This is a genomic window from Sphingobacterium sp. UBA7625, from assembly GCF_002484085.1.
GTDB lineage: Bacteria > Bacteroidota > Bacteroidia > Sphingobacteriales > Sphingobacteriaceae > Sphingobacterium > Sphingobacterium athyrii.
In genome coordinates this window covers 125,920-152,724 of sequence record NZ_DLJD01000021.1, presented here as the reverse complement: position 1 = coordinate 152,724, position 26,805 = coordinate 125,920, and the positions used below count along the sequence as shown (strand labels likewise).

General features: G+C 40.7%; 28 protein-coding genes. 15 read left to right on the top strand and 13 right to left on the bottom strand.

What is annotated here, in order from left to right; genetic code table 11:
- Positions 1–2: 2 nt before the first annotated feature.
- Positions 3–1,022, bottom strand: coding sequence for a LacI family DNA-binding transcriptional regulator (locus B4G94_RS08115; RefSeq protein WP_165306185.1), 1,020 nt, complete (start codon positions 1,020–1,022; stop codon positions 3–5).
- A 234-nt stretch (positions 1,023–1,256) separates the two neighbouring features.
- Positions 1,257–2,114 (bottom strand): AraC family transcriptional regulator, encoded by an 858-nt coding sequence (locus B4G94_RS08110; RefSeq protein WP_286858182.1) that lies wholly within the window; start codon positions 2,112–2,114, stop codon positions 1,257–1,259.
- A gap of 432 nt (positions 2,115–2,546) precedes the next feature.
- On the opposite strand from B4G94_RS08110, the gene B4G94_RS08105 reads away from it, so the two are divergent.
- From B4G94_RS08105 to B4G94_RS08070, 8 genes are all read left to right on the top strand, one after another.
- The gene (locus tag B4G94_RS08105; RefSeq protein ID WP_108632481.1) at positions 2,547–3,563 is read left to right on the top strand and encodes a zinc-binding alcohol dehydrogenase family protein; all 1,017 of its coding nucleotides are present in this window, start codon (positions 2,547–2,549) and stop codon (positions 3,561–3,563) included.
- A 276-nt stretch (positions 3,564–3,839) separates the two neighbouring features.
- Complete coding sequence (locus B4G94_RS08100) at positions 3,840–4,217, top strand: hypothetical protein (RefSeq protein ID WP_165306187.1); 378 nt, start codon at positions 3,840–3,842, stop codon at positions 4,215–4,217.
- Between the two features lie 269 nt (positions 4,218–4,486).
- A complete protein-coding gene (locus tag B4G94_RS08095) occupies positions 4,487–4,981 on the top strand; it encodes a c-type cytochrome (RefSeq protein ID WP_165306188.1) in 495 nt (164 codons plus the stop codon).
- 13 nt (positions 4,982–4,994) lie between these two features.
- Complete coding sequence (locus B4G94_RS08090; RefSeq protein WP_165306189.1) at positions 4,995–5,381, top strand: hypothetical protein; 387 nt, start codon at positions 4,995–4,997, stop codon at positions 5,379–5,381.
- A gap of 41 nt (positions 5,382–5,422) precedes the next feature.
- Entirely contained in the window at positions 5,423–6,295 is an 873-nt protein-coding gene (locus tag B4G94_RS08085; protein ID WP_108632479.1) for an AraC family transcriptional regulator, read from the top strand.
- Between the two features lie 183 nt (positions 6,296–6,478).
- A complete protein-coding gene (locus tag B4G94_RS08080; RefSeq protein WP_286858181.1) occupies positions 6,479–7,945 on the top strand; it encodes a c-type cytochrome in 1,467 nt (488 codons plus the stop codon).
- A 17-nt stretch (positions 7,946–7,962) separates the two neighbouring features.
- A complete protein-coding gene (locus B4G94_RS08075; RefSeq protein ID WP_286858180.1) occupies positions 7,963–9,309 on the top strand; it encodes a c-type cytochrome in 1,347 nt (448 codons plus the stop codon).
- A gap of 120 nt (positions 9,310–9,429) precedes the next feature.
- Positions 9,430–9,699, top strand: coding sequence for a hypothetical protein (locus B4G94_RS08070; protein WP_108632477.1), 270 nt, complete (start codon positions 9,430–9,432; stop codon positions 9,697–9,699).
- Positions 9,700–9,786: 87 nt separating this feature from the next.
- Here the strand turns inward: B4G94_RS08070 and B4G94_RS08065 are convergent, their stop codons facing one another.
- Positions 9,787–10,407: a hypothetical protein gene (locus tag B4G94_RS08065; protein WP_286858179.1), complete on the bottom strand. Its 621-nt coding sequence runs from the start codon at positions 10,405–10,407 to the stop codon at positions 9,787–9,789.
- A 264-nt stretch (positions 10,408–10,671) separates the two neighbouring features.
- Here B4G94_RS08065 and B4G94_RS08060 point away from each other — a divergent pair, with 264 nt between their 5' ends.
- Complete coding sequence (locus B4G94_RS08060; RefSeq protein WP_286858178.1) at positions 10,672–11,583, top strand: DUF6268 family outer membrane beta-barrel protein; 912 nt, start codon at positions 10,672–10,674, stop codon at positions 11,581–11,583.
- On the opposite strand, the gene B4G94_RS08055 is transcribed toward B4G94_RS08060, so the two are convergent.
- The 3 genes from B4G94_RS08055 to B4G94_RS08045 form a co-directional block, all read right to left on the bottom strand.
- On the bottom strand, positions 11,580–12,308 hold the full coding sequence (locus B4G94_RS08055; RefSeq protein ID WP_219929305.1) for a LytR/AlgR family response regulator transcription factor: 729 nt from the start codon (positions 12,306–12,308) through the stop codon (positions 11,580–11,582). The genes B4G94_RS08060 and B4G94_RS08055 overlap by 4 nt on opposite strands.
- Before the next feature lie 3 nt (positions 12,309–12,311).
- Positions 12,312–13,352: a sensor histidine kinase gene (locus B4G94_RS08050; protein WP_108632474.1), complete on the bottom strand. Its 1,041-nt coding sequence runs from the start codon at positions 13,350–13,352 to the stop codon at positions 12,312–12,314.
- Positions 13,353–13,436: 84 nt separating this feature from the next.
- Positions 13,437–14,033 (bottom strand): porin family protein, encoded by a 597-nt coding sequence (locus tag B4G94_RS08045; RefSeq protein WP_286858177.1) that lies wholly within the window; start codon positions 14,031–14,033, stop codon positions 13,437–13,439.
- A 214-nt stretch (positions 14,034–14,247) separates the two neighbouring features.
- On the opposite strand from B4G94_RS08045, the gene B4G94_RS08040 reads away from it, so the two are divergent.
- On the top strand, positions 14,248–15,267 hold the full coding sequence (locus B4G94_RS08040) for an aldo/keto reductase (RefSeq protein ID WP_286858176.1): 1,020 nt from the start codon (positions 14,248–14,250) through the stop codon (positions 15,265–15,267).
- Here B4G94_RS08040 and B4G94_RS08035 read toward each other — a convergent pair.
- The gene (locus B4G94_RS08035) at positions 15,264–16,154 is read right to left on the bottom strand and encodes a helix-turn-helix domain-containing protein (protein ID WP_286858175.1); all 891 of its coding nucleotides are present in this window, start codon (positions 16,152–16,154) and stop codon (positions 15,264–15,266) included. The two genes, B4G94_RS08040 and B4G94_RS08035, sit on opposite strands and share 4 nt — an antisense overlap.
- A 383-nt stretch (positions 16,155–16,537) precedes the next feature.
- Here B4G94_RS08035 and B4G94_RS08030 point away from each other — a divergent pair, with 383 nt between their 5' ends.
- Positions 16,538–16,711, top strand: a complete 174-nt coding sequence (locus tag B4G94_RS08030; protein ID WP_181390445.1) for a hypothetical protein — start codon at positions 16,538–16,540, stop codon at positions 16,709–16,711.
- Positions 16,712–16,781: 70 nt separating this feature from the next.
- On the opposite strand, the gene B4G94_RS08025 is transcribed toward B4G94_RS08030, so the two are convergent.
- Both B4G94_RS08025 and B4G94_RS08020 read right to left on the bottom strand, forming a co-directional pair.
- Positions 16,782–17,540, bottom strand: a complete 759-nt coding sequence (locus tag B4G94_RS08025) for a TIGR03915 family putative DNA repair protein (protein WP_286858174.1) — start codon at positions 17,538–17,540, stop codon at positions 16,782–16,784.
- Positions 17,540–18,793, bottom strand: coding sequence for a putative DNA modification/repair radical SAM protein (locus tag B4G94_RS08020; RefSeq protein WP_286858172.1), 1,254 nt, complete (start codon positions 18,791–18,793; stop codon positions 17,540–17,542). Before B4G94_RS08020 ends, B4G94_RS08025 begins: the two co-directional genes overlap by 1 nt.
- 352 nt (positions 18,794–19,145) lie before the next feature.
- Here B4G94_RS08020 and B4G94_RS08015 point away from each other — a divergent pair, with 352 nt between their 5' ends.
- Positions 19,146–19,664 (top strand): pyridoxamine 5'-phosphate oxidase family protein, encoded by a 519-nt coding sequence (locus B4G94_RS08015; protein ID WP_286858170.1) that lies wholly within the window; start codon positions 19,146–19,148, stop codon positions 19,662–19,664.
- Positions 19,665–20,032: 368 nt separating this feature from the next.
- Positions 20,033–20,290 carry a hypothetical protein gene (locus B4G94_RS08010; protein WP_286858169.1) on the top strand — a complete coding sequence of 86 codons (258 nt, stop codon included), beginning with the start codon at positions 20,033–20,035 and terminating at the stop codon, positions 20,288–20,290.
- Between the two features lie 96 nt (positions 20,291–20,386).
- On the opposite strand, the gene B4G94_RS08005 is transcribed toward B4G94_RS08010, so the two are convergent.
- From B4G94_RS08005 to B4G94_RS07995, 3 genes are all read right to left on the bottom strand, one after another.
- On the bottom strand, positions 20,387–20,854 hold the full coding sequence (locus B4G94_RS08005; RefSeq protein WP_165306195.1) for a PA2169 family four-helix-bundle protein: 468 nt from the start codon (positions 20,852–20,854) through the stop codon (positions 20,387–20,389).
- A 178-nt stretch (positions 20,855–21,032) separates the two neighbouring features.
- Positions 21,033–21,326 carry a hypothetical protein gene (locus B4G94_RS08000; RefSeq protein WP_286858166.1) on the bottom strand — a complete coding sequence of 98 codons (294 nt, stop codon included), beginning with the start codon at positions 21,324–21,326 and terminating at the stop codon, positions 21,033–21,035.
- A 555-nt stretch (positions 21,327–21,881) separates the two neighbouring features.
- Complete coding sequence (locus tag B4G94_RS07995; RefSeq protein WP_108632464.1) at positions 21,882–22,913, bottom strand: fatty acid desaturase; 1,032 nt, start codon at positions 22,911–22,913, stop codon at positions 21,882–21,884.
- A 457-nt stretch (positions 22,914–23,370) separates the two neighbouring features.
- Here B4G94_RS07995 and B4G94_RS07990 point away from each other — a divergent pair, with 457 nt between their 5' ends.
- The gene (locus B4G94_RS07990; protein ID WP_286858164.1) at positions 23,371–25,221 is read left to right on the top strand and encodes a PIG-L family deacetylase; all 1,851 of its coding nucleotides are present in this window, start codon (positions 23,371–23,373) and stop codon (positions 25,219–25,221) included.
- Between the two features lie 39 nt (positions 25,222–25,260).
- Positions 25,261–25,818, top strand: coding sequence for a hypothetical protein (locus B4G94_RS07985; protein ID WP_286858162.1), 558 nt, complete (start codon positions 25,261–25,263; stop codon positions 25,816–25,818).
- A gap of 117 nt (positions 25,819–25,935) precedes the next feature.
- Here B4G94_RS07985 and B4G94_RS07980 read toward each other — a convergent pair whose 3' ends face one another.
- Positions 25,936–26,703, bottom strand: coding sequence for a DUF4382 domain-containing protein (locus B4G94_RS07980; protein WP_108632462.1), 768 nt, complete (start codon positions 26,701–26,703; stop codon positions 25,936–25,938).
- Between the last annotated feature and the right edge of the window lie 102 nt (positions 26,704–26,805).

Below are 26,805 nucleotides of genomic sequence, written 5' to 3'. Positions count from 1 at the left end.
GACTAGCCACGCGGCCGATTGGTCGAATCCCGTTGGATCAGCTTTCCGGGCAATATGATGTCCTGAACTTCAAAATCCCGATTTTTGATATGGCGGATCAGCAACGCACAGCTTTTTCTACCGATCTCCATGGCAGGTTCTTCGATGGTGCTTAAATTGGGCTCGACTACAACAGCGATGGGATCATTTGTGAATCCAATGACGCCAACGTCGCGGCCTACCCGTAGCCCATGCTGTTTAATGGTCAGGATAGCACCTACGGCTTTGCGGTCATTGGCAGCGAAGATGGCGTCAGGAGGATCGGGGAGAGCAAGCAGTTGCTGTGTATCTGTGACACCCTGTCCCTGGGAGAAACCGGAGAACACAATAAGCTGCTTATCTACGGAGATGTCATGTTGCTCCAATGCTTGAAGGTAGCCGTTTAGGCGCTGTTGGGTAAACTGCAGGTTTTCGGGACCGGCGATGTGGGCAATGCGACGGTAGCCCTGCTGGATCAGGTATTCGGTGGCCTGCATGGCACCGGCAAAATCATCCTGAACAACTTTTGAAGCGCGGATGTCGCGGGGCACCCGGTCAAAGAATACGATGGGCATTCCTCTGGCCATGAGCTGCTCGAAATGCGCATTGGTCGATGAGTCTGAAGAGATCGAAATCAGAAGCCCATCCAGACTGCTTGTTGAAAGGTTTTCCAAAAGCGTTTTCTCACGTGCCACATTATCATTGGTCACATATAATATGACATTATAGTCACGTTCATAGGCTTCCTCCTGGATACCTGAAATTACCATGGAAAAATAATAATTCGTGATAAAGGGGATGATCACGCCAATATTTTTTGTTGAACCGGAAGCAAGGGCCGATGCATTTTTGTTGGGTTTGAAATTCAGTTTCTTGGCAAGTGCCAGCACCTTTTCCCGGGTTTCGGGGTTGACATCATGTGTATCCCGAAAAGCCCGTGAAACCGTTGATACCGAAATCTGGAGCATCCGGGCGATATCCTTGATGCCTAAAGTGTTCTTCATATATTAGATAGGTTTAACCAATTTGGAATACAAAATACTAAAAACTATCTAAAATAAGTAGGGTTTCTCTTGCTATAAATGACAACTTTATTGTTTAGTTTATTTGACGGGTTTAATGCTGGAGGATTAGAAGACAGGGGTTTCGGTCTGGAAGCTTGAATTATAGTCGATATGGAGCTACCGGGCTATGTCAGTAGAAGAAGCTCACGATCTGAATCTAGCGAAATCCCTTTGTTATATGAATAATCTACTTTTATAGTCGGATGGCGTAGTGCCTTTGATGGATTTAAAAAATTTGTTGAAGTTGGGTAAAGAATTGAATCCACAGGCATAAGCAATATGGGTGATCTGGTTTTCGTCTTGGCCTAACAGTCTGCAGGCTTCCTGAATCCGGACTTCATTTACGAACTGCGAAAAGGTTTTTTTTGTACGCGCTTTAAAAAACCGACAGAATGCGGGTTTTGTCAAGTTAGCTAACCTGGCCGCTTCTTCTAACGAAATGTTCTTTTCGAAGTTTTTAAAAACATAATTGTAAACATTATCAATGGCCTCACCATAATTCTTTGAAGGACTAATAAGATAGGGCTCACTGTTTAGCAAAGTATACTCATCCGTATCAAGAAGAATTGCTAAGGACTCAAATAAACAGGCCGTTTTTTGAATGTCGGACGCACCGAGCATTTTTCGGAGCAACTTTGTTAGTTTACTTTTTGTGGCCCCATAAAATAACATCCCTTGCTTAGATCTGGCTAAGAATGCCTTGAGAACTGTAATGTCGAATAACGACGAACACATTGAGCTGATTGCATCGGGGTGAAAAAATAAAGATAAGGATTCGGGGACTGGGCTGTTTATACCTACGTTTTTTTCATGGTACCAAACGTGAGGAAGGCCCGGTCCAATAAATGTTAGCTCGTCAGCTTCAAAATCATCGAATTGATTTCCTATGTATCTGCTGCCATTCCCTTGAATAATGTGGGTCAATTGGCATTCATTATGAAAATGATATGCTCCGGAAAATTGATTCTCTTTTCGGATTTCAAAAATACGGTGTTTATAATTTTCAAGCGCTTTAGCATAAACTGGCCTCATGGATTCTAAGATATTTTAATGGAACGTCTGGCGATGTAGACTCCAAACTTATGAACTGATTAATGATTTGACACCTTAATCAAAAGACGGGATATAAATCCAGCAGACCATGTAATAAATGCTTAAAATCATGTAAAAAATTATTCTTCATGATAAAACTGAGTCGCTATTGAGGAAGTTGAGTCGACTTTTAAGCTGATACAGTTTTATTGAGATATTGTCGATTTTGTGAAAGTTTTGGTCGATAAAGTGGTTTTTATTCAAAGAGATTACTTCTAATTTTGTTAGTTAGATAAAACGAACCAATAGAAAAAGAAGGTATTTTATGTACTTTTTGGTTGCCACGCCTGTGTCGTCGCAAAGTGGGGAGAAACCTAAAAAGCCATGAATCAATAATATCTGATTTAAAAAACAAAAATATCCATCAAGGGAATGAAAGCGATAAAAATTATAAAAGAAGGTCTTGTACAAACCGTGGAATTGCCACGACCTGATTTGCGGGTGGGACATGTGTTGCTCAAAATAGATTATGTAGGGTTTTGTGGATCTGACCTCAACACCTTTCGGGGACTGAATCCGCTTGTCAGATTGCCCATTATTCCCGGCCACGAAATTGCGGGGACGGTGGTCGAAATAGGAGCGGATGTATCACCTGAAATTCAAATGGGTATGCGGGTCACCGTAAATCCATATTCCAATTGCGGACGTTGTGCCGCATGTAAAAATAATAAGCCCAATGCCTGTCAATTCAATGAAACTATGGGTGTACAACGTCATGGTGCTATGGCGGATTATATAGCGGTACCCTATGAAAAGGTAATCCCGGGAGATGGCCTGTCTGCAAAGGAGCTGGCGCTTGTCGAACCGATGAGTGTGGGCTTTCATGCCGTAGATAGGGCATCGGTAACCGATAATGATGTCGTATTGGTCTTGGGATGTGGCATGATCGGTATAGGGGCAATAATTAGGGCCGTCAGACGTGGAGCTTCGGTTATCGCTGCAGACGTAAGCGAAAGCAAGCTTGCTCTGGCCAAACGTCTTGGCGCAAAATTCAGCATCAATACAGCGACGGAGGATTTAAAGCAGCGACTGGATGAGCTGACCAACTTCATGGGCGCCGATGTCGTCATTGAGGCGGTCGGTAGACAGGAAACCTATCTGGCGGCAATTGATGCGGTGACGTTTACTGGAAGAGTGGTCTTCATTGGTTATGCAAAGGAGCTTATTCCTTTTGATACACAGTTTTTTGTGAAAAAGGAACTGGATATCATGGGATCAAGGAACGCATTGCCAAAAGACTTTGAAGCGGTGATGGATTATTTAAAATCAGGCACCTGCCCAGTGGAACAACTGATTACCGCTGTCTGCACTCCTGACGGAGCACATGCTGCTCTTAGCGCCTGGGTGAAAGATCCCGGAAGTGTGTTCCGGATATTGGTCGAATTCTGATCAATGACCCTACGGCCCGTACATTTAGATTAAAAAATACTAAAAAAGCACGGTTCGTAAAAATTGAATCTACAGTGATTGCCGGAAATGGCAGCTCATTGGCCATAACTGAGCTGGATTTCTTGAAACCTTAGGCAGTAAAACGATCAGGTATATTACATACCTGATCGTCGCTTGTGAATAGATGGACAGCCCTAAATCAATCCTTTAGGGCGAATGCTAAAATAATTCTAGCTCAAATGGCAACAATTATTATATTTGCTACATTGCCAACTCATGAAAGCGAAACAATTCATATGGATCTTACTGCCTTTGATGCTCCTACAAAGCTTCTCAACAGTATGGATATGGACCGTTTTTCAGATCAATAGGGATTATATAGCCAAGTATGAATGTGTCAACCGCTTCAACGAACAAGCCCTTTCCTGTAGAGGGCAATGCATACTGATGAAAAAGATGCGTGAGCACGAAGAAAAGGAACAAAAAAACCTTGAAACACGCATTATTGATGTTGTCTTTATCAACAATCCCCTGAACTTTATCTTCGAAACTTCGGTGTACGACGAAGATGCTGCAACACGCACTTTTCCGGAAGTAAACGAAGATTATGCTTACAGCCCCATCTTTTCTATTTTTCACCCACCGCTCGTTTAATGTCTTTTTAAGGAATTTGCCTGATAATCGATTGCCTTTTTATACCAATGAGGCAATCCCTGTGTCTTTTTCCCTTTAGGGATGACTTTTGCATAGTTTTCCGTGCCATTTATTACTCCCCAGCGTATGTTTCGGGGGCCGATTGGGACACCAGTTGTCTAGGTCAGATCAGCAAGCTTGATGAGAATATCGAATCGTCTGATCAACGGTAAAAATATGGCTTGGAAAACTGATTTACTGTTTTAAACAAAAATAAAAAAGAGAGCGAAATGAAAGCTAGAATAAATATTGTCCTTACTTGTCTTGTGTTTATTGTCCTCATCGCCTGTGGAGGCAATGGCGGCAGAAAAACGGACTCAACAGGTCCTGCTGCAGCACCAGCAGAGACTAAATCAACTAATGAAATGTTGGATTATATAACGACGGGATCCAAAGGGGTAGGTGCCGTTACATCTTTTACACACAAACCCTTCGACGCGCAGCTTGCCAACAAGGGGGTAGAACTGTTCGTCTCAAAATGTGCGATGTGCCATGGTTTTGACCGGACACTGGTAGGTCCATCGCTTGACGGAGTGGTCAAGCGCCGTACACCGGAATGGATCATGAATATGATGCTCGATCCCGGGACCATGCTTGACAAAGATCCGGATGCTAAGGCACTGAGTAAGGAGTTTGCGTCTCCAATGATAAGTCTGGGCTTGCAGCAGGAAGAAGCGCGGGCAATTTTGGAATACCTCCGTGAGCGGAATAGTGTGACAAAGTGATAGATTGAAGCGAATGAAATCCTACAAATTGAAAGCACTATTCAGTGTACTGATGGCCTGGGCAATTTGCCTGCAGGCAACAAATCTGTTGTGGGTATTTATTGGCTTTGAATGCAATCGTGATTATATCGAACAAAACCTATGTATCAATCGCTATGGTCCTGTCGCGACCTGTAAAGGTTTCTGCTACATTAGCGAAAAAACACTCGAACAGAAGGATGTCAGCGATGTGCTCGTCAAGGTGAAAAGTGCCGAGATACTGTTATTCGCACGACTTGACGATGCCGTAAGCTCGGAGTGTCCGTTTAGCTTTATTTTAAAAATATGTTATCCGCAATCCAGAGATCATCAATTGTCTCAAGGTATTTTTATGCGGATTTTTAAACCTCCTATCGTATAACCATTCCCCTTGAATTTTTTATTAATGAAAAGACTAAGACAATGGTAATACGAAAAGAAAAACTAGATTTTTTAAGACTAGAAGATATTGATTCGGCTTCCAACGGGATTGTTATTATGCCCATAGCCGAGTATTTACAAGTCAAGGGAAACCAGAACACATTGCATGCACGCTCGTTCTACAGCTTGCTGTTGATAAAGAGCGGCAACCTGATGATGGTAGCAGATAAAAGAATGTATGCCATGGGCAGACATGATATCGTCAGCATAAGTTGCAATTGCGTCTGTAGTTTCCAGCATCATGTACCTGTTGAAGGATGTATTATTCTATTTACAGAAGCATTTTTTATGCAGCGGTACAATACGGAAGTGATACATTATTTTAACTTTTTAAAATGTAACCAGATGCATGGCTTTGTATTGACAAGTGATGAAATTGAACGTTGTATTCATTTGATGGAATTGATGCAGGTGGAATATGATATAGCAAAATTGGGTTCAAGAGAAGTGCTACGCAATTATCTGAATATTTTACTTCAGATGCTGGGTCGGCAAATCACTAAAAATTTCGGCTTTGTGCAGATGGATGAAAAGGAGGAAAGAATAGTTGCATTTGAGACCTTGGTTGATGAAAATTATAAGCATAAACGATTTCCGTCTTTCTATGCTGAACGACTGAATATTTCAGTGAATTATCTGAACCGAATTTGTCGTGAAAAGAGAGCTATTAGCTGTGGTGCACTGATCAGGGATAGGATCGTATTGGAGGCGGAGCGCCTATTGTACCATACCTTCAAAACGGTAAAGGAAATTGCCTTTGAACTGGGGTTTGAAAATGTGCCTTATTTCATCACATTTTTTAAAGCTAAGAAGGGGCGCAGCCCAGAGGAGTTTAGAAAAAACCAGGAGACATAAACGACAGTCAAAGCGTCTTTTTCANNTGAAAAAGACGCTTTGACTGTCTAATGGGCGAGAGTTACGAAAATGGAAGTATGTTGACCCTTTATCGAATGAGATCGGATAGAAATAGAAGGTATCGGAACTGTTATTTCTGCTTTTTGAAAGGATATAGCTGGATCTTTGAAAAAAAGAATAGCGATGGATTTTCCAATGTTTCATTTAGATTGGTTGAATGACCGATTTTTAATCGCTGCGGTGGCGATTATACATGTAATGATCAATCATGGCCTTGCGGTAGGTTTTATCCCTTACATTACTTGGCTTGAGTTTAAAGGGGTACAGCGTGCTGGCAGGGACCAGATCGCAGATTGGGAGTGGGATAGGCTTATCCATAATAAAATGAAAGTCGGTTTTATCATTACGACGACCATTGGCGCTATGACCGGTGTGGGGATATGGTTTACGGTTGCACTCGTCAGCCCTAGCTCGATAGGAAGTTTAATTCGGGTATTTTATTGGGCTTGGTTTACCGAATGGATCGTTTTCGTCACCGAAGTAGTTCTGATTTCTATTTACTACCTGAGCTGGGAAAGCGCCAATAAATCGCTCCGCTCCAAGTTGAAACATATCCGATTTGGCGCATTTTTGAGTATTGCTTCCTGGATTACCATGGTTATTATCGTTTCCATACTGAGTTTTATGATGGATCCGGGAAATTGGAATACGCATAAGAGTCTTGTCAACGGTTTTACGAATCCAATTTATATTCCACAGCTATTTTTTAGAACTCCGGTCGCCATGCTGATGGGCGGTGTATTCGGTATGTTGCTGACGACATTATTTACAAAAAAAAGATCAACGCTCCGCATTCAGGTGGTCAGACTGGGCGGCAAATGGATCTTGAGCTGGACACCGATTGCACTTGCAGGAGCACTCTATTACTGGAATGCAATGCCTGAGGCCATGAAAGCTAATATGAGCACAGCAGTGGGATCGATGGACTTTGCTGAATATTATGATATACTCAAGTATTTTATTGTGGGAGCCACGATACTTTCTGTTCTGCTTGCGATCTGGGCAATTTGGAAACCTCAAAAAGTAAACGTCATGTTGGTGACCGGCCCCTGTCTATTGATCTTTGGTTTTCTGGGGATTTTCGAACGGGTACGCGAGTTTGTCCGAAAACCTTATGTCATCGGTGGGTATATGTATTCGAATTTGTTGCGGGAAGAAGACTATGCGCTGTATAAAAAGGAAGGAATTTTAAAACATGCCACCTATACTTCAGTCCAGGAAATAACGCCGGAAAACAAAATCGAGGCTGGTAAAAATGTTTTCATGCTTACCTGTAGCCGTTGTCACACCAGTAATGGCATCAATTCCATCGTTGATGTTTTTGAAAAAATGTATGGACGGGGCAAGCCGCTGGATGAGGAATCCATGTCGGCCTATATCCCCAATATGCACCAGGGACGTACGTTTATGCCCCCATTTCCCGGAAATAAAAAAGAACTTGAAGCAATTGTTGCTTACATCAAACAATTGCAAGGGACTAGAGAATCCCTGCAGGGTGCGCAGGTCGAAGGTATTAAGGTCAATCCGTTACAGAATATGGAGCAAGCAGTAAAAGCGTACGGAGATTCAGTATTAGTTTCAAAAAAATAAAAAAAGAACTTTTAAAAATGCAAGTGAATTTACTACAGGTGTCTACTACACCCGTTCCCAGGGATCTACCTTTAGACCTTCCTTTACCCGAATGGCTATTGGTCACTTTATTGATCGGCTCATTTTTGCTTCATATCATATTCGTCAAATTAATGGTTGGAGGGAGCATCATTACTCTTTGGGCAGAAATTAAAGGATTGAAAAATCGTGACTACGATTTGTTTGCTTATGAAATAGCCAAGACGGTGACGGTCAATAAGAGTATGGCAGTCGTACTTGGGGTTGCCCCTTTACTGAGTATCAATACACTTTATACCATCTATTTTTATTCGGCCAATGCGCTAACGGGGCTGGCCTGGTTTATGATTATCCCGTTGGTAACCGCTGCTTTTTTGCTGACCTATTTACACAAATATACTTGGAGAGCAATGGCCAGCTACAAGTATTTGCACATCAGTATCATTGCATTGGCTGTGATGATTTTTTTAATTGTTCCAACGATATTCTTGACAAATGTTAACCTGATGCTGTTTCCCGAACGGTGGGGATATATTAAAGGTTTTTTAAGTGCATTGACACTGCCTAATGTGCTGCCGCGGTATCTGGAGTTTATTGGTGCTTGTCTGACGGTCACAGGTATATTTATCGTTTGGTATAACGGTAGAAAGTCATACCAGGTACATCTGTTGTATGAGACATTCAGCCGGGACAGATTGAAAAGACTGGGCTATTATATCACCACAGTTGGACTTGGTTTACAGGTAATCTTTGGCCTCATTGTTATGATCAGTTTACCTGCAAAGGGGATAAATTTTGAAGTCATTGAGTTGATGGTAGTCGGTGGGATAATGCTCCTTGTAGCGATGTGGTCTTCTTGGAAAGCACTGTCTGCGGATAACGAACTCAAACGGGATAAACAATTTTGGAAGGTCTTGATCAGTATCCTGTTTTTTATTCTGGTTTATGGAGGAAGTCGTCAACTTTACCGCGAACAAGCGTTGCATCAGCATCGCGAGCTGATGGCAGCAAAAACTAAGGCGTTTGAACAGATGAGTAAAAAGGCCCGGGAAAGTCCGGTCAGCGATGCTGAAAACTTGGATATTGATCCCGCGTTGGGGAGTCTAGCGAAAGGTTCGGCGTTATTTAAACAAAATTGTTCCAGCTGCCATAAGGAAAAACAGCGCTTGGTAGGTCCTCCGATTCAGGAAATGATGACGATCTATCGCGACAATGAAAAAGGATTGAAAGACTGGATCAAAGCGCCGGGTAAGAAAAGAGTAGATTACCCGCAAATGCCTGGCTTTCCACAATTGTCGGAGGTAGAACTGACCGAAATAACGAAGTATGTGTTGTCGATAAAATAAAAAGGCGATGAATTTGAATAAACTAAACCGTGATAAGGATCTGTTGCTGGATATGATACTGATAAGCGTGGCGTTAGGACAGGTCATTTATATGATTTTGGAAATAGTAAAATAAACAGCATGAGAAAATTTAAAGTTTCAAGAGGCTATCTGTCTTTTTTGTATCTCTTAGAGGCCACTTTATTGATAGCCTCGGCCTGGACATGGTATCAACACAAAGTGCCTCTTGTATGGCTGACGGTGTTGACAGCAATATTTTCAGCATTGATTGTGGTTTTTCAAGGCATACATATTTCTAGTCTGTACTTATTTATGCTAAAGGACAATACGCTGTGGCATAGTGATGATCGTCTAGAAAAAAACTATCAGTTTATTAAAGGACTCTATTAAGATCTTTTACATAACCTCAAGATTCGGCAGCAGGCCAGAATTTAGCTCATTCGCCTGTTGCTCGAATCGTTTTTGAAAGTTGTTGCGCTATTCCGCCAGTTCGATTTTTGAGACCAGGTATGTCTTTCCGAAATTTTTCTGATCATGACTGACGGTCGCCCGGATGGATTTCCATTTAGATACTGGTCGATTTCCGGTATTGACATTTTGTTTTATAGCTTGCCAGATTTCTTCTAATTTTTCGCCGACGATTTCATCGCTATAGCTGAGATGGATGGTGGTTCCTATATTGATGAAATACTTATTTCCTTCCTTTCGAAGTATAACTACATCGGGGCTGGGGATTATTCCCCGTATCAGTGATATTTCAAAAGTCTCGTTATCCGTATATTTTTCCTTGCTAATAATTTTAATAAACTGAAGCACGTCTGAAGGGCCTCCGTCCATTAGTTCGGGACCTTTATAAGGAACCATCTTTGCTTTAACTTTATAATTATACCCCGGTTCTCGATCCTCAAAGCCAGACAATGGTAGCTCTGGGGATTCACTTTGTGGTAAAAGTAATGGTTGGTCATGGATAGAGCCATAACGGTGGCTGACTAAAAGTTCGACCTCTTGCCCTTCTTTCAAGTTAAACCGGCCGTATCCTTTCTCTTTTGAGCATGCGGAAAAAATAAATACTGTCAATAATAATAAAATGTGCTTCATGGCTTAATAAAATGGTTTATAAAATTATTTCATTAACATTTATAACGATAAGGCAAATCTTTATGCTACATATATTCACTTGCATTAATTTTTTATTTTGATGTCACCCTTTTTACATACACCGTTTGATGAGATATAAAGTGGGGCTTCTAGCTCATTGTTTTTTCGAGATCGTGTCAGTGCTGCATTTGGTCAACGGAGAGCAGCAATACGTCAAAATGTTTCCTGCTTCCGGGCGGCAAAACCTTCCTTTGCTGAAAAAACATGAAGAAACAAATTTTATGTGCCATCTTGTTCAGTGGCTTAGCGACAATGACGGCACATGCCCAAAATGCGGTATCTGGACAGGTTGTTGTTGATTACGTACCGCTATCAAACTATATCCGACCGGAAGATAGTGTAAAGACTGGTTCAAAAAGTGATTTCAAAAGGATACGGTTTAATCTTGAGATCCCCTTGTCGACCAAGGTGGATTCAATGGGCAACATCAAACGTTGGTCATGGAAAGTGGGGGCTGCCTATGCGAAAATGGAAAATCGTAACTATGAGCAATCGCTCTTTCCGACAGAAATGCTGAATGCTGAGATCGGACTGCAATATTTGACCTCGCTAAAGAAAAATTGGTCTCTACTGACCTTTGCTTCTGTTGGTGTTTATTCTGATCTGGTCAAAGTAGATGGTAAAGATGTGCTGGGGCAGGGAGGGGCACTTTTTATCAAACGGTTTAAACCCAATTTAGCTTTTGGTTTTGGGCCGATACTGAGCAATAGCTTCGGCGTACCGATGGTCCTACCTGGATTGTATTTTGACTGGAAAACAAATGGAAAAGTAAAATTCAATGTGAATTTTCCCCAAGGTCTTTCCGCTGCTTATCAAGTTAACAAATTTATGGATTTAAGAGCGGTGGTCAATCTAGACGGGATGACGGCCGAACGCGAAAAGGACGGAAAGTCCACACTCGGAGGATTTATGCTTTTGACAGCTGGTCTTCAGCCCCAGTTTAACCTCGGCAAACACCTCAAGTTACAACTGACGGGGGGAAGCACACTCGCACGGATGTATGTCGAAAACGATAGATCCATAAAGAGTATTTTCAAAGACAAGAAACAGGCTGATCCCCGTTTCTCGCCAACGTTCTATGCCTCTGCTGGATTTAAATGGAACATGCCCTATTAACGGCTGAGGAGCTTCTTAAAAACGACGTTTTGGAGAAGCTCCTCTCTTTTTGTACGCGAAATGGGCAATTCTTGCTCAGCAATGTATACCCGCCCACCGGAGATGATATCAATATGGTTGACATTGACAAGGTAAGATTTATGAATACGAAAGAAATGATTAGCGGGCAAAGCCTCTTCCAGTGCCAACATGGTCTGATGGATCGTAAGTGTCCGCTCTTTAAAATGTAATTTGGTATAATTTTGCATGCTTTCGGCATAAAGGATGTCGGTCCATGAGATTTTTACAAAGGCGTCGCCTTGTCGGACAAAGAGCATGGTGTCGTTGGGACTGGGATCCTGTAACGTTTTGCTACGTTGCACAAATTGTTGATAGGCTTTGGTTGCCGCCTGAAAAAAACGCTGAAAAACAATTGGTTTTAGGAGATAATCTATGGCCTGTAAGCGGAAACCTTCCAAAGCATACTCCGAATAGGCTGTAATAAAAATGCATAGGGGTGGATTCTCGAGAGACTCCAAAAAATCAATCCCATTGAGGTACGGCATATTAATATCCAAAAATATGAGGTCGATATCACCCTGTTGTAACCTGGATGCCGCCGCAAGGGCCGAGGGAAAAGTATCCACAAGCTCCAAAAAATCAACTTGCTCGGTCATTTCGGCAATATGCTGCCGTAACAATGGCTCATCGTCTACGATGATACATCTCATCTTTGTTTGTTCCATTTTTTAGCAATTAAGATCAATTGTCAATTCGACACAAAAGCTGTTATCATGCTTTTTGATCGTCAGGGAATAGTTTTTTTCGTATTGCAGTTCCAATCTCTTTTTGACATTTTCCAATCCAATTCCGGAATGTCTGGTCGAAGCCTGTTGTGGGTAGGCCTGATAGCTGTTGCTGATTTGAAATCGGAAATGGCCATTTTTTTCAGTACAGTTGAGGCTGATTTTGCCTTTTTGATTTGGAAGCCGGTCCACATGTTTGAAGGCATTTTCGACAAAACAAATCAACATCAGCGGTACGATATGGAGATCTTCTGTTGACTGTGACCAATTACATTTGACTTCCAGTTCATCTCCCCAACGCATCTGTTCAATGCTGATGAAATTCTGTAAATATTGTAGTTCACGGCTTAACAGCACGAAAGACTGGTTGCATTCATAGAGCTGGTAGCGTAGGATGTCAGAAAATTTTAATAGTAAATAATCGGCCATATCTACATTTTTTTTCATCAGGATATGAATATGATTCAATACGTTGAACATAAAATGGGGATTGACCTGATCTTGCAACAATTTTAGCTGGCTTTCCAGAAAGTTCTGCTGCAACTGGCTATGGTCCTGCTGAATATTGGCATGTTCCTGATAGAATCGGATGCCACAGGCTGTGCCATTGATCAGCAAAGAGGATGGAATAGATTTATAGCATTGAACAAGTAATAGTGAGGCCCGTTCATCTTCCGGTAGTACTTGGCTATGCATAATAAAATAGACATCCACCACACTGATCAGTAGCGCTAAAATAAGGACGAAAAAGATAGCTTTGAAAACAAAAGGCTTCATTTTTTGTGTCTTAATAGCTTTAGGCAAAATATTGTCACTCAGGAACTGTGAGATACTAATGGAACAGATCATGATTAATGAACTATGGATCAGTGCGCTGGCTGTATCCATATCCTGCTTCACCTGTATCCAAAGGGCAAACCAGAGGACAAGCCAGAAGAGTGTGAGAAACAGGTGCCGATGGAGATAGTTTTTTTTGAGAAACATGGGACAAAAATAGTCAAATATATAACAAAAACCTTTGAAGGCGAATACAATTGCCTCCAAAGGTTCTCATGTTTAAAGGTTACGTTAGAATAAGAAATAACCTACCCCAATGGAAAATGCCTGTGGCTTGGATTTAAATGAATTGCTAAGGTCAGAAAATCCGCGTTCGTAACGAAAATCGATGCTGAACTTTTGGATATCGATACCAAGGCCGCCTGTAAATTGGATATTGGACTTATCGAAATGTTTGACACCTTCTTTAATAGCTTTAAGCGGAGATAGGTTATCATTCAAGGTGTAATTGTATACCGCACCCGCAAATACTCGTAAGTTCATATCCTGCTGTTGAATGAATTTATAGCCGACCATCACGGGAATATCGGTCGCATTCCATTTGAGTTTGGTTTCGGTCTGTCCTTGTGGTTTAAGAGCGGCTTTCCGTTTGCTGAAGAGGGCCTCCCCTTGAATATAGGCACTACCGAAGTTGACACGTGCCATACCACCTAAATGAAGGCCCAAGGCGTATTTGTCGTCCAGATCCGCCAGTTCCGTATTGAGTTTGTTCAGGCTACTTCCACCTTTGATACCAATCTGAATGCGGGGTTGTTCCTGTGCGAATACCATTTTGCTTAACATCATCGCGAAGAGTACAACGCATGATAAAATTGTTTTTCTGTTCATTTTTATTGTTTTGATATGCGCAAAAAAACAAATGTTCGGACCAGTATGGAAAAATCTTTGACGAATGGTGTCTTAGTGTTGACGAAAGCAAAAATGACGATGACGTCATCGGAGGCTGTATTTTCATGATGTCGATATGTGCATACTTTAAGTCGATATAGCATAAAATATATTGTACTATTCTCCGTAAAATTGTCTCTTAAAAAGAGAATTAATGATGTCTAAAGCGATCGGGAAAACGACTTTTGCATGGCTTCCAAAAGTTATTTATGGTACAAGTAGTTTAGGCAATTTGTATAAAGAAATGTCTTTTGCAGACAAATTAGCAATTATCCGAGCTTGTGTTCAGCATGCCGAAGGCATGGCTGTTTTCGATACGGCAGGTAAATATGGCGCGGGCCTATCGTTGGAATCCATAGGTGCAGGACTCAAGCAATTGAATGTTGATCCGTCAACGGTGTTGATCAGCAACAAACTCGGCTGGTATCGTATTCCTTTGGAAACGGAAGAACCTACCTTTGAGCCCGGGGTATGGAAAGGACTTCGTTATGATGCTGAACAGCGCATTAGTTATGCTGGGATCTTATCGTGTTTTTATCAGGGAAATCAATTGTTGGGAGATTATCCAGCACAATTAGTCTCGGTACATGATCCTGATGAATATCTGGCAAAGGCGTCGGATCAAGCCGATGAGGACCAGCGCTATCAGGATATTTTGGAAGCTTACCGTGCGCTGAATGAATTGAAAGATCAAGGCAAGGTTCTCGCTGTTGGAGTCGGGTCCAAAAGTTGGAAAGTTATTCAGCGCATTGTTCAGGATGTTGAATTGGATTGGGTGATGATCGCCAATAGTTTAACATTACACGATCATCCGGCAGAATTATTGGAGTTTATTGCCAAATTAGCGGCCGCAAATATTGCTGTGATCAATTCGGCGGTATTTAATGGCGGATTTTTAGTCGGTAGTGATTACTACAATTATCAGTTGGTGAATAGGGAAAGTGTGGAAGGTGAAACATTATATAAATGGAGAGAGCAATTTTGGGAAATTTGTGAAAAATTTGCGGTTAAACCCGCTGAAGCTTGTTTTGCTTATGGTTTCGGAATTGATGGTGTCAAAGCAGTCGCATTGAACACGAGTAAAGCGGAAAAAGTGAAAGACAATGTGGCGATGGTGAATCGGGTGATTCCAATGGAATTTTGGGATGAATTGGCCGTTTCCGGCATAATCTAATCAGGGGTAGATTGCTCATTTGTTAATGTTGCCACGCTGCGTTTGTAACTTGTCGGTGTCTCTCCGGTCACTTTTTTGAATAGTCTATTGAAGTAAGATATATTTTCAAACCCCAACCTAAAGCTCAGTTCCTGAATGCTGCTATCATCAACCAGCATCATTAACTGGGCTTTTTCTATTTTTTTTCGGTTCATATAGCTCACAGGGGTGTCATTCATGTGTTTTTTAAAAAGCCGGATAAGATGATCTTTGGAAAGAAAGATCAGATCGGCAAGTTGGTCAATGGAAATGGACTGGTGGATATGCTCGTCGATATAGTTCAATACTCGATTGAGGCGCTTTTCGACCTGAGGTATTTTATCGCTTGCGGCGGCTAAGAACCGGCTCATCAGTAACTGTATAATTGCGTGGCTTTCGGCTTCACGAGCAAATGGGGATGCTACCTGTAAGGCAATGCTTCTCATTAATTCGGTTGAGTTTTCATAACGCTGAGGGTCATAAATAGACAAAGCACTTCCAGGATTGATCTGATGAAGACGGATGATGAGCTCCTGCAACAGTTGATCGGCCTTGATAACCTTAGGGAAAATATAATGGTCAAAAATACTTGAGGTAATGTTAGGGTTTTCATAAATATGGATATAGTATAACGAGAATTTACCAATGCATTCATAGCTATGATGGACATGGGCCGGTGTCAGGTATAGATGCCCGGGGAGCATTTTAATCACTTCGTTCTGTAGAATAATCTGTGCCTCTCCTTCGCAAACATAGTGTATCCTGGCAAAAGGACTTTTGATATTTTTAAAATTCCAGTCCGCATCGTGCACGGCATATCCGATGTTTAACAATGTAAAATCTAGTCTATTCTTTTCCCTGTTTATCATAATGAACTAGGTGAGTTATTCCGTACAATAATAAATAATTAGTTCAGAAATTGCTGCAAGATATTGTAAGTAAATGTCGATAATGTGCTATTTAATATCGGCAATTTATTGGATAATAGAAATATTTGGCTGAATTGGAATGTAGTCTGCAAGATATTTAAGCTGGATAAAAAAATAAAAGTTGATTATTGTATAGTTAAAGGCTAGATTGTTATCAATCGGACCTTTTCCTTTGATGCTATCTTGCTCATTGGTACTAACTAGAATTGTAATAATAGAAATCAGGGCTTTTATAAAATAATATAAGAGCAGTTCGTTTTTTGAAACAATTTCAGATTATATATTGTCTTATGATTAGTTAAATGAGTAAAATATATAATCTTATGAAAAAAATAATTCCTTTTGCTTTAATGTCGAGTTTATTGGTCCTTGTTTCCGGCTGCGCTGCCATTGAAGGTATATTTAAGGCAGGTGTCTGGTCGGGTATATTGCTGGTTGTAGTCGTCGTAGCAATTATTATATGGATCATTAGCAAATTATTCGGCGGTTCTAAATAATCGAAAAAAGGGGGATCGGAGCAGGACCTCGAATGAACGTTTTATTTAATGGCCCTGCGCCGATGATTACCTATTGTTTTTCGGTCAAGTATTTCCAATATCGCTTGGGAACATGTCTCAGGTGAAGTTTTAAATTTTTTCGGGATTCGATCGTAGTGCTTTTAAAATAGGTTTTCCAAAGATGCTGGAATTCTTTTTCCTTGGGGTCCAGCTCTATTTCCAAACTGTGGGGGGGATGAACTTCATTTTCACCACAGCCAGATACTTCCTCTACACGTCGGCAATCATAATAAAACCCGTAATTTCGCCGTATATCATAGATCAGCCACTGTTGGTCAGTAAAGCGATTCTTAAAAAAGTCAATTACCAATGGGATGACATTAAAATCAGGTTCCACAATAGCTGTATACAAGCCATTGTCGGATTTGACAAATCGTATAAAGGCCTGCATCCGGTGTCTCTCCCGGCTCACTTTCTTGACCATCTGATGTAGACGCAGCAGATCTGGCCGTCCGTAATTCTGTATATCTATTTTTCCGGATTTGAAAAGTTCTACCATCAGCCGAAAGCCGTTGATCCATTCGGAGGGACTATCGCTTAGAAAATTGTGATAAAAGATCTTGGCATTTTGCGGTCCAATTATCTTATTCATTGCGGTCAGGATGCGTAAGGCTTTAAGTTCATCTGAATGGATTTGTCGTTTCTGTGAAAAGATATTGATTTCCAGCTGCTGTGAAGTGGTTGGAATAGCGTCAAATTCTTTTCGTTCAAAAGCTTCGAAAACACAACATAGATAGCCATAATAACTTCCATCGAAAATATAGTTCATCAAAATAATGTTAACTGCGTTTGACTGCTATTGGATTTGGTACTGGTCTGGTGTCCAATAAGAGTTTTTCGAATCTGTTCCGGGTAATGAAATCCGGCACTTATTACGGTATCTACACAAATCATAAAGTATTTGGCTCTGTTGAACGCAATTCCTAGCTTACGCAACTGGTATTCCTTTAATTTTCCGTATTGACGCGCCTGCACGATTTTGTTTGCGGACTGTCTGCCAATTCCGGGAATTCGAATAATTGAGCTGTAATCGGCCGTATTGATATCGATCGGAAAGAACTGGGGATTACGTAGGGCCCAAGCGAGCTTGGGATCTATATCCAGTTCAAGCTGTTGATGTTTGGTATTTAGGATTTCATGAAGGGAGAATCCGTAAAACCGCAATAACCAGTCTGTTTGATAAAGTCTATTTTCACGCACAAGAGGTGGTGTGGTGCCGATTTGTGGAAGCATACTATCCGTGGAGTTTATGGGTATGTAACCTGAATAATAAACGCGCTTAAGTTTATAATCTTTGTAAAATTCATCAGCGGTCCGCATAATTTGTAGGTCTGTCTCTGGGGTAGCTCCAATGACCATCTGTGTACTTTGGCCCGCGGGAACAAACAACGGAAGTTTTTTAACAATCTTTTTATGCTGTTGAATGTTAAGGATTTCATTTTTGACAATCGCCAAAGGCTCACGGACGGATTGATGGTCTTTTTCCGGAGCAACAAGCTTTAAGCCCTCCTCCGTGGGGATTTCCAGATTGACACTCATCCTGTCAACATATAGGCCTGCCTGCTTCAATAAGGACTCGCTGGCTCCGGGAATAGCTTTTAAGTGAATATAGCCATTAAATCTCTCTTCGGTGCGAAGTTTTTTTACCACGAGCATCAATCTTTCCATCGTATAGTCTGCGGATTTAAAAATGCCGGAACTTAAAAACAGGCCTTCGATATAATTACGGCGATAGAAATTCATCGTCAGGTCGACGACTTCCTTAACTGAAAATGCAGCTCGTTGGACATCATTGCTACGTCTGCTCACACAAAATGAACAATCGTAGATACAATAGTTGGTCATTAAAATCTTCAGCAAGGAGACACATCGGCCGTCCTCGGTATAGGTATGGCAGATACCGCTCGCTGATGCATCACCGATGCCATTGGTATTTTTGCGTTTTCCCCCACTGGAGCTGCAGCTGACATCATATTTTGCCGCATCAGCTAAGAGCCTCAACTTATCGTCAAATCCAATCATGATCAATATTTTAGTGATTTGTGTAAAATTACTATTTTTATTAGCAATTCAGATACAGTAATGGCAAAAATAATTCTGTAGTTATGTCAGGAAGAACATAACTATACCTACGCGATGAAAATAGAAGTTATATCAGAATAAGTTCTTCGAAAGTATCCATTTAGGGAAATGAACTATATGCGGTGGATTTCGCTGTTATATATGTTGTTTCCGATAGCAAAAAAAGTTGATGTATGATGTCGATAATATTGTTCGGGAAATATAATCTTTTGCCGGGTAAGTACCTGTACCAAGTTTCAAACTTAATCGAACTATTTGGTGGGAGCGGTTGTTCAATAGTAAACGACATATTATGGCAGAGAAAAATATGAACAATCAGGAAGCATTGGATAAACTGAAAACAATCATCGATCAGATCGACGTAGGCACTATTTGTTCTTTTGGCAAGGAGTCTGTATATCCACATGGTGTTCCTATGAGTAGACAGGAAGTCGACCCTGCGGGCGACATATGGTATATTTGTTCCGCAGAAAGCGAAACTCATCGAAATATCGAAAATGATCCTAGAGTATCGCTCTTTTATGCAGATCCAAAAAATTATACCTTTTTGAGCGTCAATGGTACGGCTAGTTTATACAGGGATCAGGCAAGAATTGATCGTTACTGGAACAAAATGATGGAAGGCTGGTTTAAAAAGGGGAAGGAAGATCCCAATATTAGGCTAGTGCGTGTAACTCCTCAGGATGCGCATTATTGGGACTCGAATTCCAATAAGATTGTCAATTTTTTTAACATGCTGAAGGCGACGGTAACTGGTAATTCCGAAGATATTGGCAGGGAAGGTGATTTAAATCTCGGAGCCGGAAGCTAAGATATCATTTGTGTCCGCCTAAAATAAAAAAGATAACCTTTTAAAGCGTTAAGAACAGCGTTTATAGGAATATACATACAGCTGAATCGCAGGCAAAGAATAGATCTAAAAGTCTACATATTATTTTTTATGTAGACTTTTTTTGTTGGCAAGTTTGGTTTTTAATATGGTTTAATAAAAGATTTTCCCGTTATTAATGCATGAGATCCCAGGCTTGCTTAAGCCAAGAAAGTTTTTAAAGTACATAATAGAATTTAGGGTATCCCATTTTCTGATAAAAAAAAGAGTATATATCCCTGTAGTGACATATGCGGATAATTTTTTGTGTGTATATTTGATTCATATAGACTGACCAAAACATTGACACTATGAAAGACCGAGAATTAAACGAATTGACTGACCAGGAATTATTGGGAAGAAAAAAGCAGCAAAAAAGCAACAAATTGATCAATGCCGTGCTAGTTGGATTTTGTGCCGGTGTATTGATTTATGGTATCGTGAATAAGGGAATTACTATTTTCACATTTCTGCTCCTCGTCATGGGTGCTTGGGCATTTATGCGTTGGAAAAAAAATGACGAAGCGCTTGATGATGAACTAAAATCCAGAAACCTGAATAAGGAGTAACCTGTATATGTAAAACAATAATACCGAAGCCTTCAAGGCTTCGGTATTCGGATTGTGAAGAAATCCAGATGTCAATTTAACCTAGTCAGTAGTTATTTATAGCGAAGCATTATCGCGCAACATTTTTATGTTGTCATGCGCTTCCAGCTGTTTGTTTAATTGCATTGTCAGTACATTTTTGACATTGGGCGTTAGCTCATCAGTGTTTTCCTCCAGTACCTTTTTATAAGTGGCTTTAAAAGCGTCCTCACCTTTTTCACAGCTTTCCAGCAGGCTTTTTTTATCGTTGCCAGTGACATTCACTTTTATACCCATCCAAGCTCTAAAAAGTTTACCACTGAGCATGGTACCGTCTGTAGGCTCTTTTCCTTCAAGTTCCATGTAAGGTGTCAAATCTGCAATAAATGATTGGGATTGATCGACGTATTTTCTAAAGTCTGGTTCCAGTTCATGCAGTCCGTGGTTGTGTGCAAGTTCGATCGCTTTGTTGTAGCCTTCGATTCTATCGTTATTGATCTTGATAATGTCATTGATAATTTCGGGATTATTGATGTTATTTTCCATATTAAATTTGATTTATTTACACTTAATAGACCTGCCAAGGGCTTGCTTCGTTTGCCCTATATGCGATTCAGGTATTTAATCTATTGCTAAGTATTTTTACGAACTGATTATCGAAACTTTAAAAATGGCATAATAACAGTGAGTTTCGATAATTACAATTTCAATGCATGGGTATTTTTTAGACGTTAATGTCGCCGGATAAATCAGGTTTATCATCTGCTTTGTCTTCCTGCTCATCCTGAGCCTCATCAGGATCATGTGTGCGATCATCTTTAATGCCTGATAAATCTGTATTTGGATTGTTATTATGTTCGTCCGGATCTGCGGTGCTATCGTCTTCGTCTGTGAAGATGTCGTTATTTAGCTTACTTACATCTGGGCTTGGTTCCCTTGGGTCCGGGTTGGGAATAATTGTCATAAGAAAGATGAACATACCCCGATGTCCAACTTTTTTGTTATTGAATGGTTTCATATAAATGTCTTTTTTATATAGAACCGATCGAAGATGTTTAAAGTTGACCGAAGTAATACGCAACTTGCTGCGTTTATACCTGAATGATATGAATTGAAGTATGGCAACCTAAGAAATAACCATTTATCAGTAACGTTTTTTATAAAAACAATGCATGATGTCATCGTTTGGATTTGTTCTGACAACTGGAAAGGAGATAAATTTTATCCAGAGAAAGAAAACTGTCTTTTATGACCAACTTGGATCCAAAGGGGGCGGAACATTTGATCTTACAAAAAGGGGCGTATGGTCTCAGTAAATGAGCCTGAGTAAACGAAAAGGAATATATATCAGAGAAGGTATTGGGCGATTGGAAAATCCTTAGAATGATAGATAAGGCTCGTTACCTGTCAGAACCAAGATAGCATGAATTATAGTATGTCGTGCGGATGAATTATTAAATAAAGAGTTGGGATCGACAAACAAAGTAGCTAATATTTAGCTACTTTGTTTGTCGATTCGTGAGGGTTAAATGCCAGTGAAATAGTTTATAGCAATGTTACTCTTTATTAAATGTTATTTTTTGGCATCAATATAAGGCTTGTGGTACTGCTCATTGAACCGTTTTTTGTCGTCGCGATAGCTACTGACGGCACCTAACTTGTGCATCAACTTGATATAACACCAGGCCAGATCGATCTGGTAAGGCCTAAAACCACTCCGTGCGCTTTTGGGATAGAGGTGATGGTTGTTGTGCCACTCACCGGCTACGATACCGGGCCAAAGTTGATTGATGGATTTGTCCTTTTCATTAAAATCTATTCCTTCCCGTTGTTTATCTTCACCTTTGGCATGGCCTTCATAATTAAAAGTACGTACGCCAATCGCCCAGAATCCAGCCGCGCCAAATAAGCAACAGGCCAGAGCGTGTCCACCGATCAAAAAGAATACAATATACCAAAATGACCAGTTCAACACCCAAGATAGAATCGCATGGGTCGGATTAACATAAGAACCCCATTTTTGATATTGTGCATAGCTATTGGCTGTAACGCCAGTGTGCTTCATAAGCAGTTTAACACGGTTGTAAGAGTTTTCGTTCAGATCTTTGGCAATGGGTTGATGGTTTACATCTGCCAAGAAGCAATAGAGAAATCCTGCCTGTGCATTGTATGGATCTCCGGGTTGATCTGATTTTGCATGGTGGACATGATGAGAAATTACATAAATTTCTTCGGGTATTACATTTATAGTGAGATTTTGCGTAAAGAAACGCCAGAAGGAGTTTCTAAATTTAAAGGCACCATGTGTGGAAAACCGGTGATGCCAGATGGTACCATGCGTACCCATAATGATCATACTGTAAATAAAAGCTGCCAGAACCGTCCACCAGCTGAGGTGGGCAAAGAGAAAAACAAAGAAAAATGGAATAAGACAAGCTACTTTCAGCCAGCTAAAAAAGGGCAGCCAATTGCGTTGGTCCTTAAAAACATTCAATCTTTTGAAAAATTCGCTGAATATTTGTTTTGGGCTCGGTTTAATAAGGTCTCCATTGTCGTCTTTCCATCCGTAGCTGGGGGTTTGGAGTACATGATCTAAAAAGGGCATTCTGTTGGTTGATTCTAATTGTTGATAAAGTGCTAAGCTACGGTATATATCGGTTAAAAAGTGTTAATTCAAAAAGTTTAACATAATAAGACAATACTTTTTAATGCTATCGTCGGATTTTGAGTTAAAAAAACCATTTTTTGTCATCGGCCTACTATCTTTATCGGGATGTAAAAGTGTCAGAAATTTTTGGAACAGGAATTAAACGAAGTTTGGCAAATTAAATACCAGGGACAGCCGTTATGAGGTTGCGTAATTTTATTGGCCAAGTATACAAAATAAGCTCCCGTTTTGCCGATAGCTAAGGGGATTTTTAACATGCATAATAGCCGATACAATACCTCAATTAGCACTTGATTGCACTTATTTTAGAAAATATAATAATATCTATCGAATTAGTAGTCTTTGTGAAATTATTCCTATATTTGATCCATCGCACTTAAAAGAATAGATGGATATGGCATTAAAATTTCTCGCAGAAAAAACCAGACAACAGTCTTTAAACGGAATTTCTACGCAAAAAAAATACGATAGCACCATGCGTGAGTTAAGCAAGTTGAAGGTTTTCAATCGAATTTTATATGTAGGTGCCCATCCCGATGATGAGAATAATAAACTATTAACATTTTTTGCTCAGGACCAGCTTGCTGATGCGGCATATTTGTCACTCACACGAGGCGAGGGGGGACAGAATTTTATAGGTGCTGAAAAAGGAAGTGAGTTAGGTGTACTCCGTGTACAAGAATCGCTATCTGCGAGAGAGACGGAAGGTACGAGGCAATTTTTTACGCGTGCAAAGGACTTTGGCTTTGTAGAATCTGCGGATGAAACCATGTTTATATGGAATGAGCAAACGGTACTCGCCGATATGGTATGGACTATCCGATATTTTCGCCCGCAGGTCATTATTACCCGATTTTCACCGAATATTCCGGATCTGCATGGCCATCATCAGAGTTCGGCAATTTTGACTGAGCGGGCTTATGACCTTGCTGCAGATCTGGAGGCATTTCCTGAACAATTAGAGGAGCTGTCTGTCTGGAAAGCACAACATCTTCTTTGGAACGTCTATCGGGAAAGTGGTGTCAAAGATATTGGCGGTAATGTAACGCCTTTACCTGAGTATCTTGCGCTTTACATGCCTGTGTATAATCGGTATTCTGGGGTGCATTATGGTGAGATAGCTGCCGAAAGCCGCAATAAACATCGCTCCCAAGCAATGGCTAGTTTAACACAGCATAGCCCCTCCGTTGAATATTTTGAACTATTGAAGGGTGAGCCTGTGGATACAATAGCGCTTGATTCTCTTTTTGCATCACCAGAAATTTCGGATCGGTATATTCCTGTTTTTAAGAAACTTGTTGATGGTTTGCTGATGAAGCATGTTTATGAAAACAATCGTGAATTCTCATTGACCATCGCGACAATTTTGCTCTGGATGAATACGGTGCCCGCAAATAGTGCCATCCAAGAAAAGCGCGGTGATTTGGAGTTGCTTTTGCTTCGCTCACTGGGCGCATCTTTCGAAGTAAATTCGACAGATGACAGGTGGGTACGAGGGGCAAACGTTAACTTATCTTTGCAAGTCAACATACCAAAGGAGTCTGATTTGATCTTGAACAGTGTGACAGTTCCCTTTTTTGAAACAGTGTATCATGAATCCTATCAATTATCACAGACTGAACGGATTGAAATTACTGGACGTCTCAGTCATACGATCAATCCCTCATTCCCCATTTGGTTAAAGGAGGAGGGAGATAGGGGCAGTTATTCTCCCCAGTCTTCCGGAGATATTGTACTGCCCCAACAGGACAATCCGACCGTAGTGAAATTGCAGTTACAGTTTGCAGCTTTATCCATCGCGGTTACTGTACCTGTGTTGACCAACAATAAGCCCGTCACTATTTCCCCTGCATTTACCGGAGCTTTTGAAACAGAGATAGTTGTTTTGGCAGATTTTACAAGTCGTTCTATTTCACTGGAGATACAATCCAATGTAGCCACGGTGGAGACTGTCAACGTGAGGTTAACCGGAGGGGAAGGACTGGAACTTTTTCCCAAAGAACAGACTGTGGTCATTTGCGGCAATGCTTCTGAAAAAGTCAATTTTCAGTTAACGTCATTGGGACATACTGAAAGAATACAAAAGCTTGGTTTCGAAATCGAAACTGTCTATGGTGTCCATCAAAATAATATAAAATCGGTCAGTTATCCCCATATTGAAGAGGTGGTGTATTATCCTAAAGCAGAGTTACGGGTTTTAAATAGTTCGGTTGCAAGTCTGGCTAGTCGAATTGCTTACATATAGGGCAAAAATGACGAACTTATAGCAAGCTTAAAACAGCTGGTGAATCATTTAGAATTGATACCTCCTACAGCATTGAAAGATACAGATCTATCGGCTTTTGATGCAGTAATTTTGGGTTTCCGAATTTATAATACGGATCCGTACCTGGTGGATTTTCATGGACAGTTGCAGGAATATATCCAGGCAGGAGGGGTTTTAATCAATCAATACAATACCCCCTATGACCTTTCTGTCGCGGAGGTCGGTCCGTATCCTTTGTCTGTTTCAGGCGAACGGATTAGCGATGCTAAATCGGCTATTCACTTTTTGAATCCCACTCATCGGATTCTGAATTATCCGAATAAAATAGGTCAGCAAGATTTTGACAACTGGATACAGGATCGGGGGCTGTTTTTTCCAAAAGATTGGGGTAAAGAGTTTGAACCGATTGTGCGTACTCAAAATTCGGATAAGGGAAACGAAGACGGCTTGTTGCTTGTAAGTAAAAAAGGCAAAGGTTACTATATCAATAGCAGTCTTTCTTTATTTAGGCAACTTCCCGCTGGTGTGGTCGGAGCTTATCGCCTCTTTGCCAATATGTTATCCATTGGTAGTTGAGGGGGTTCAAAAGGGAGCGAACAATATGGAATGCGAAGAAGCCCATTACGATTATGTTCGAGAAAGCTACGTGCTTTTGAAAATAATCGTAATAGGCTTCTTGTTAGCTAACGCTTGTTATTGGACTGAAATAGTACCTATATCTTTAACGCTTCCCTTCACAACTTGAACGTCTTCAATAGTTTTGTCCATGTAACCTGTTACTGTAGGTTGAATAACGATTTTGTATGTACCTTCTGACATCCCCGGAAAATAGAATTTCCCGACGGAATTAGCTAAAGTTCCAACGGTATCGACTCCATTGATGGCGAACACATGTGCCAATGAAGCTGCAGGGTTAACAGTGCCGGTAATTGCACCTGAAGTCGCTACTGGAATTGCGCGGATGACCGGTTTAAGCAGGTATTTACCATTGCCAGTTTGTACGATTGACTTCGATGCATCAAAATCAAGTAAAAGTGTATAGGCGACATTGGGAATCAGTTCGTCTTGCACTTTTATCTTAACACCCGAAGACTGACCGCTGGGAGTTGTGAGCGGATGACGGGTTCCATCAACCCAAATTTCATTCCCTTCATCTTCAAGTTTTAGTCTGATTTCCTGAATCATACCTGAAGGAACGTCATCACCAGCAATTACGGTATCTTTACCCATTGTATAATTGAGAATGTTAAATGGGTTTCCGTCAACATCTAAACTTTCACTGCCTGAACTTGTACGTATTTCAATTTCATCAATGTTTAGATGAATGGCATCATAATAACCAGGAGCGTCCGTGATTTTAATGGTAACGGGAGTTGTTTGTGTAGCTTGGTTATCATCCTCACTACAACTGCCTAACAGCACTGCGGCTGCTAATGCAGTGAAAATTAAATTTATTTTCATAGTTAGTATTTTTGTAACACCCGATACAAATGCTATGCCAATGTATTTAAAATATTACATTGATATGGGGTGTGTAATGAAAATTATAACAGCATTCAGGAG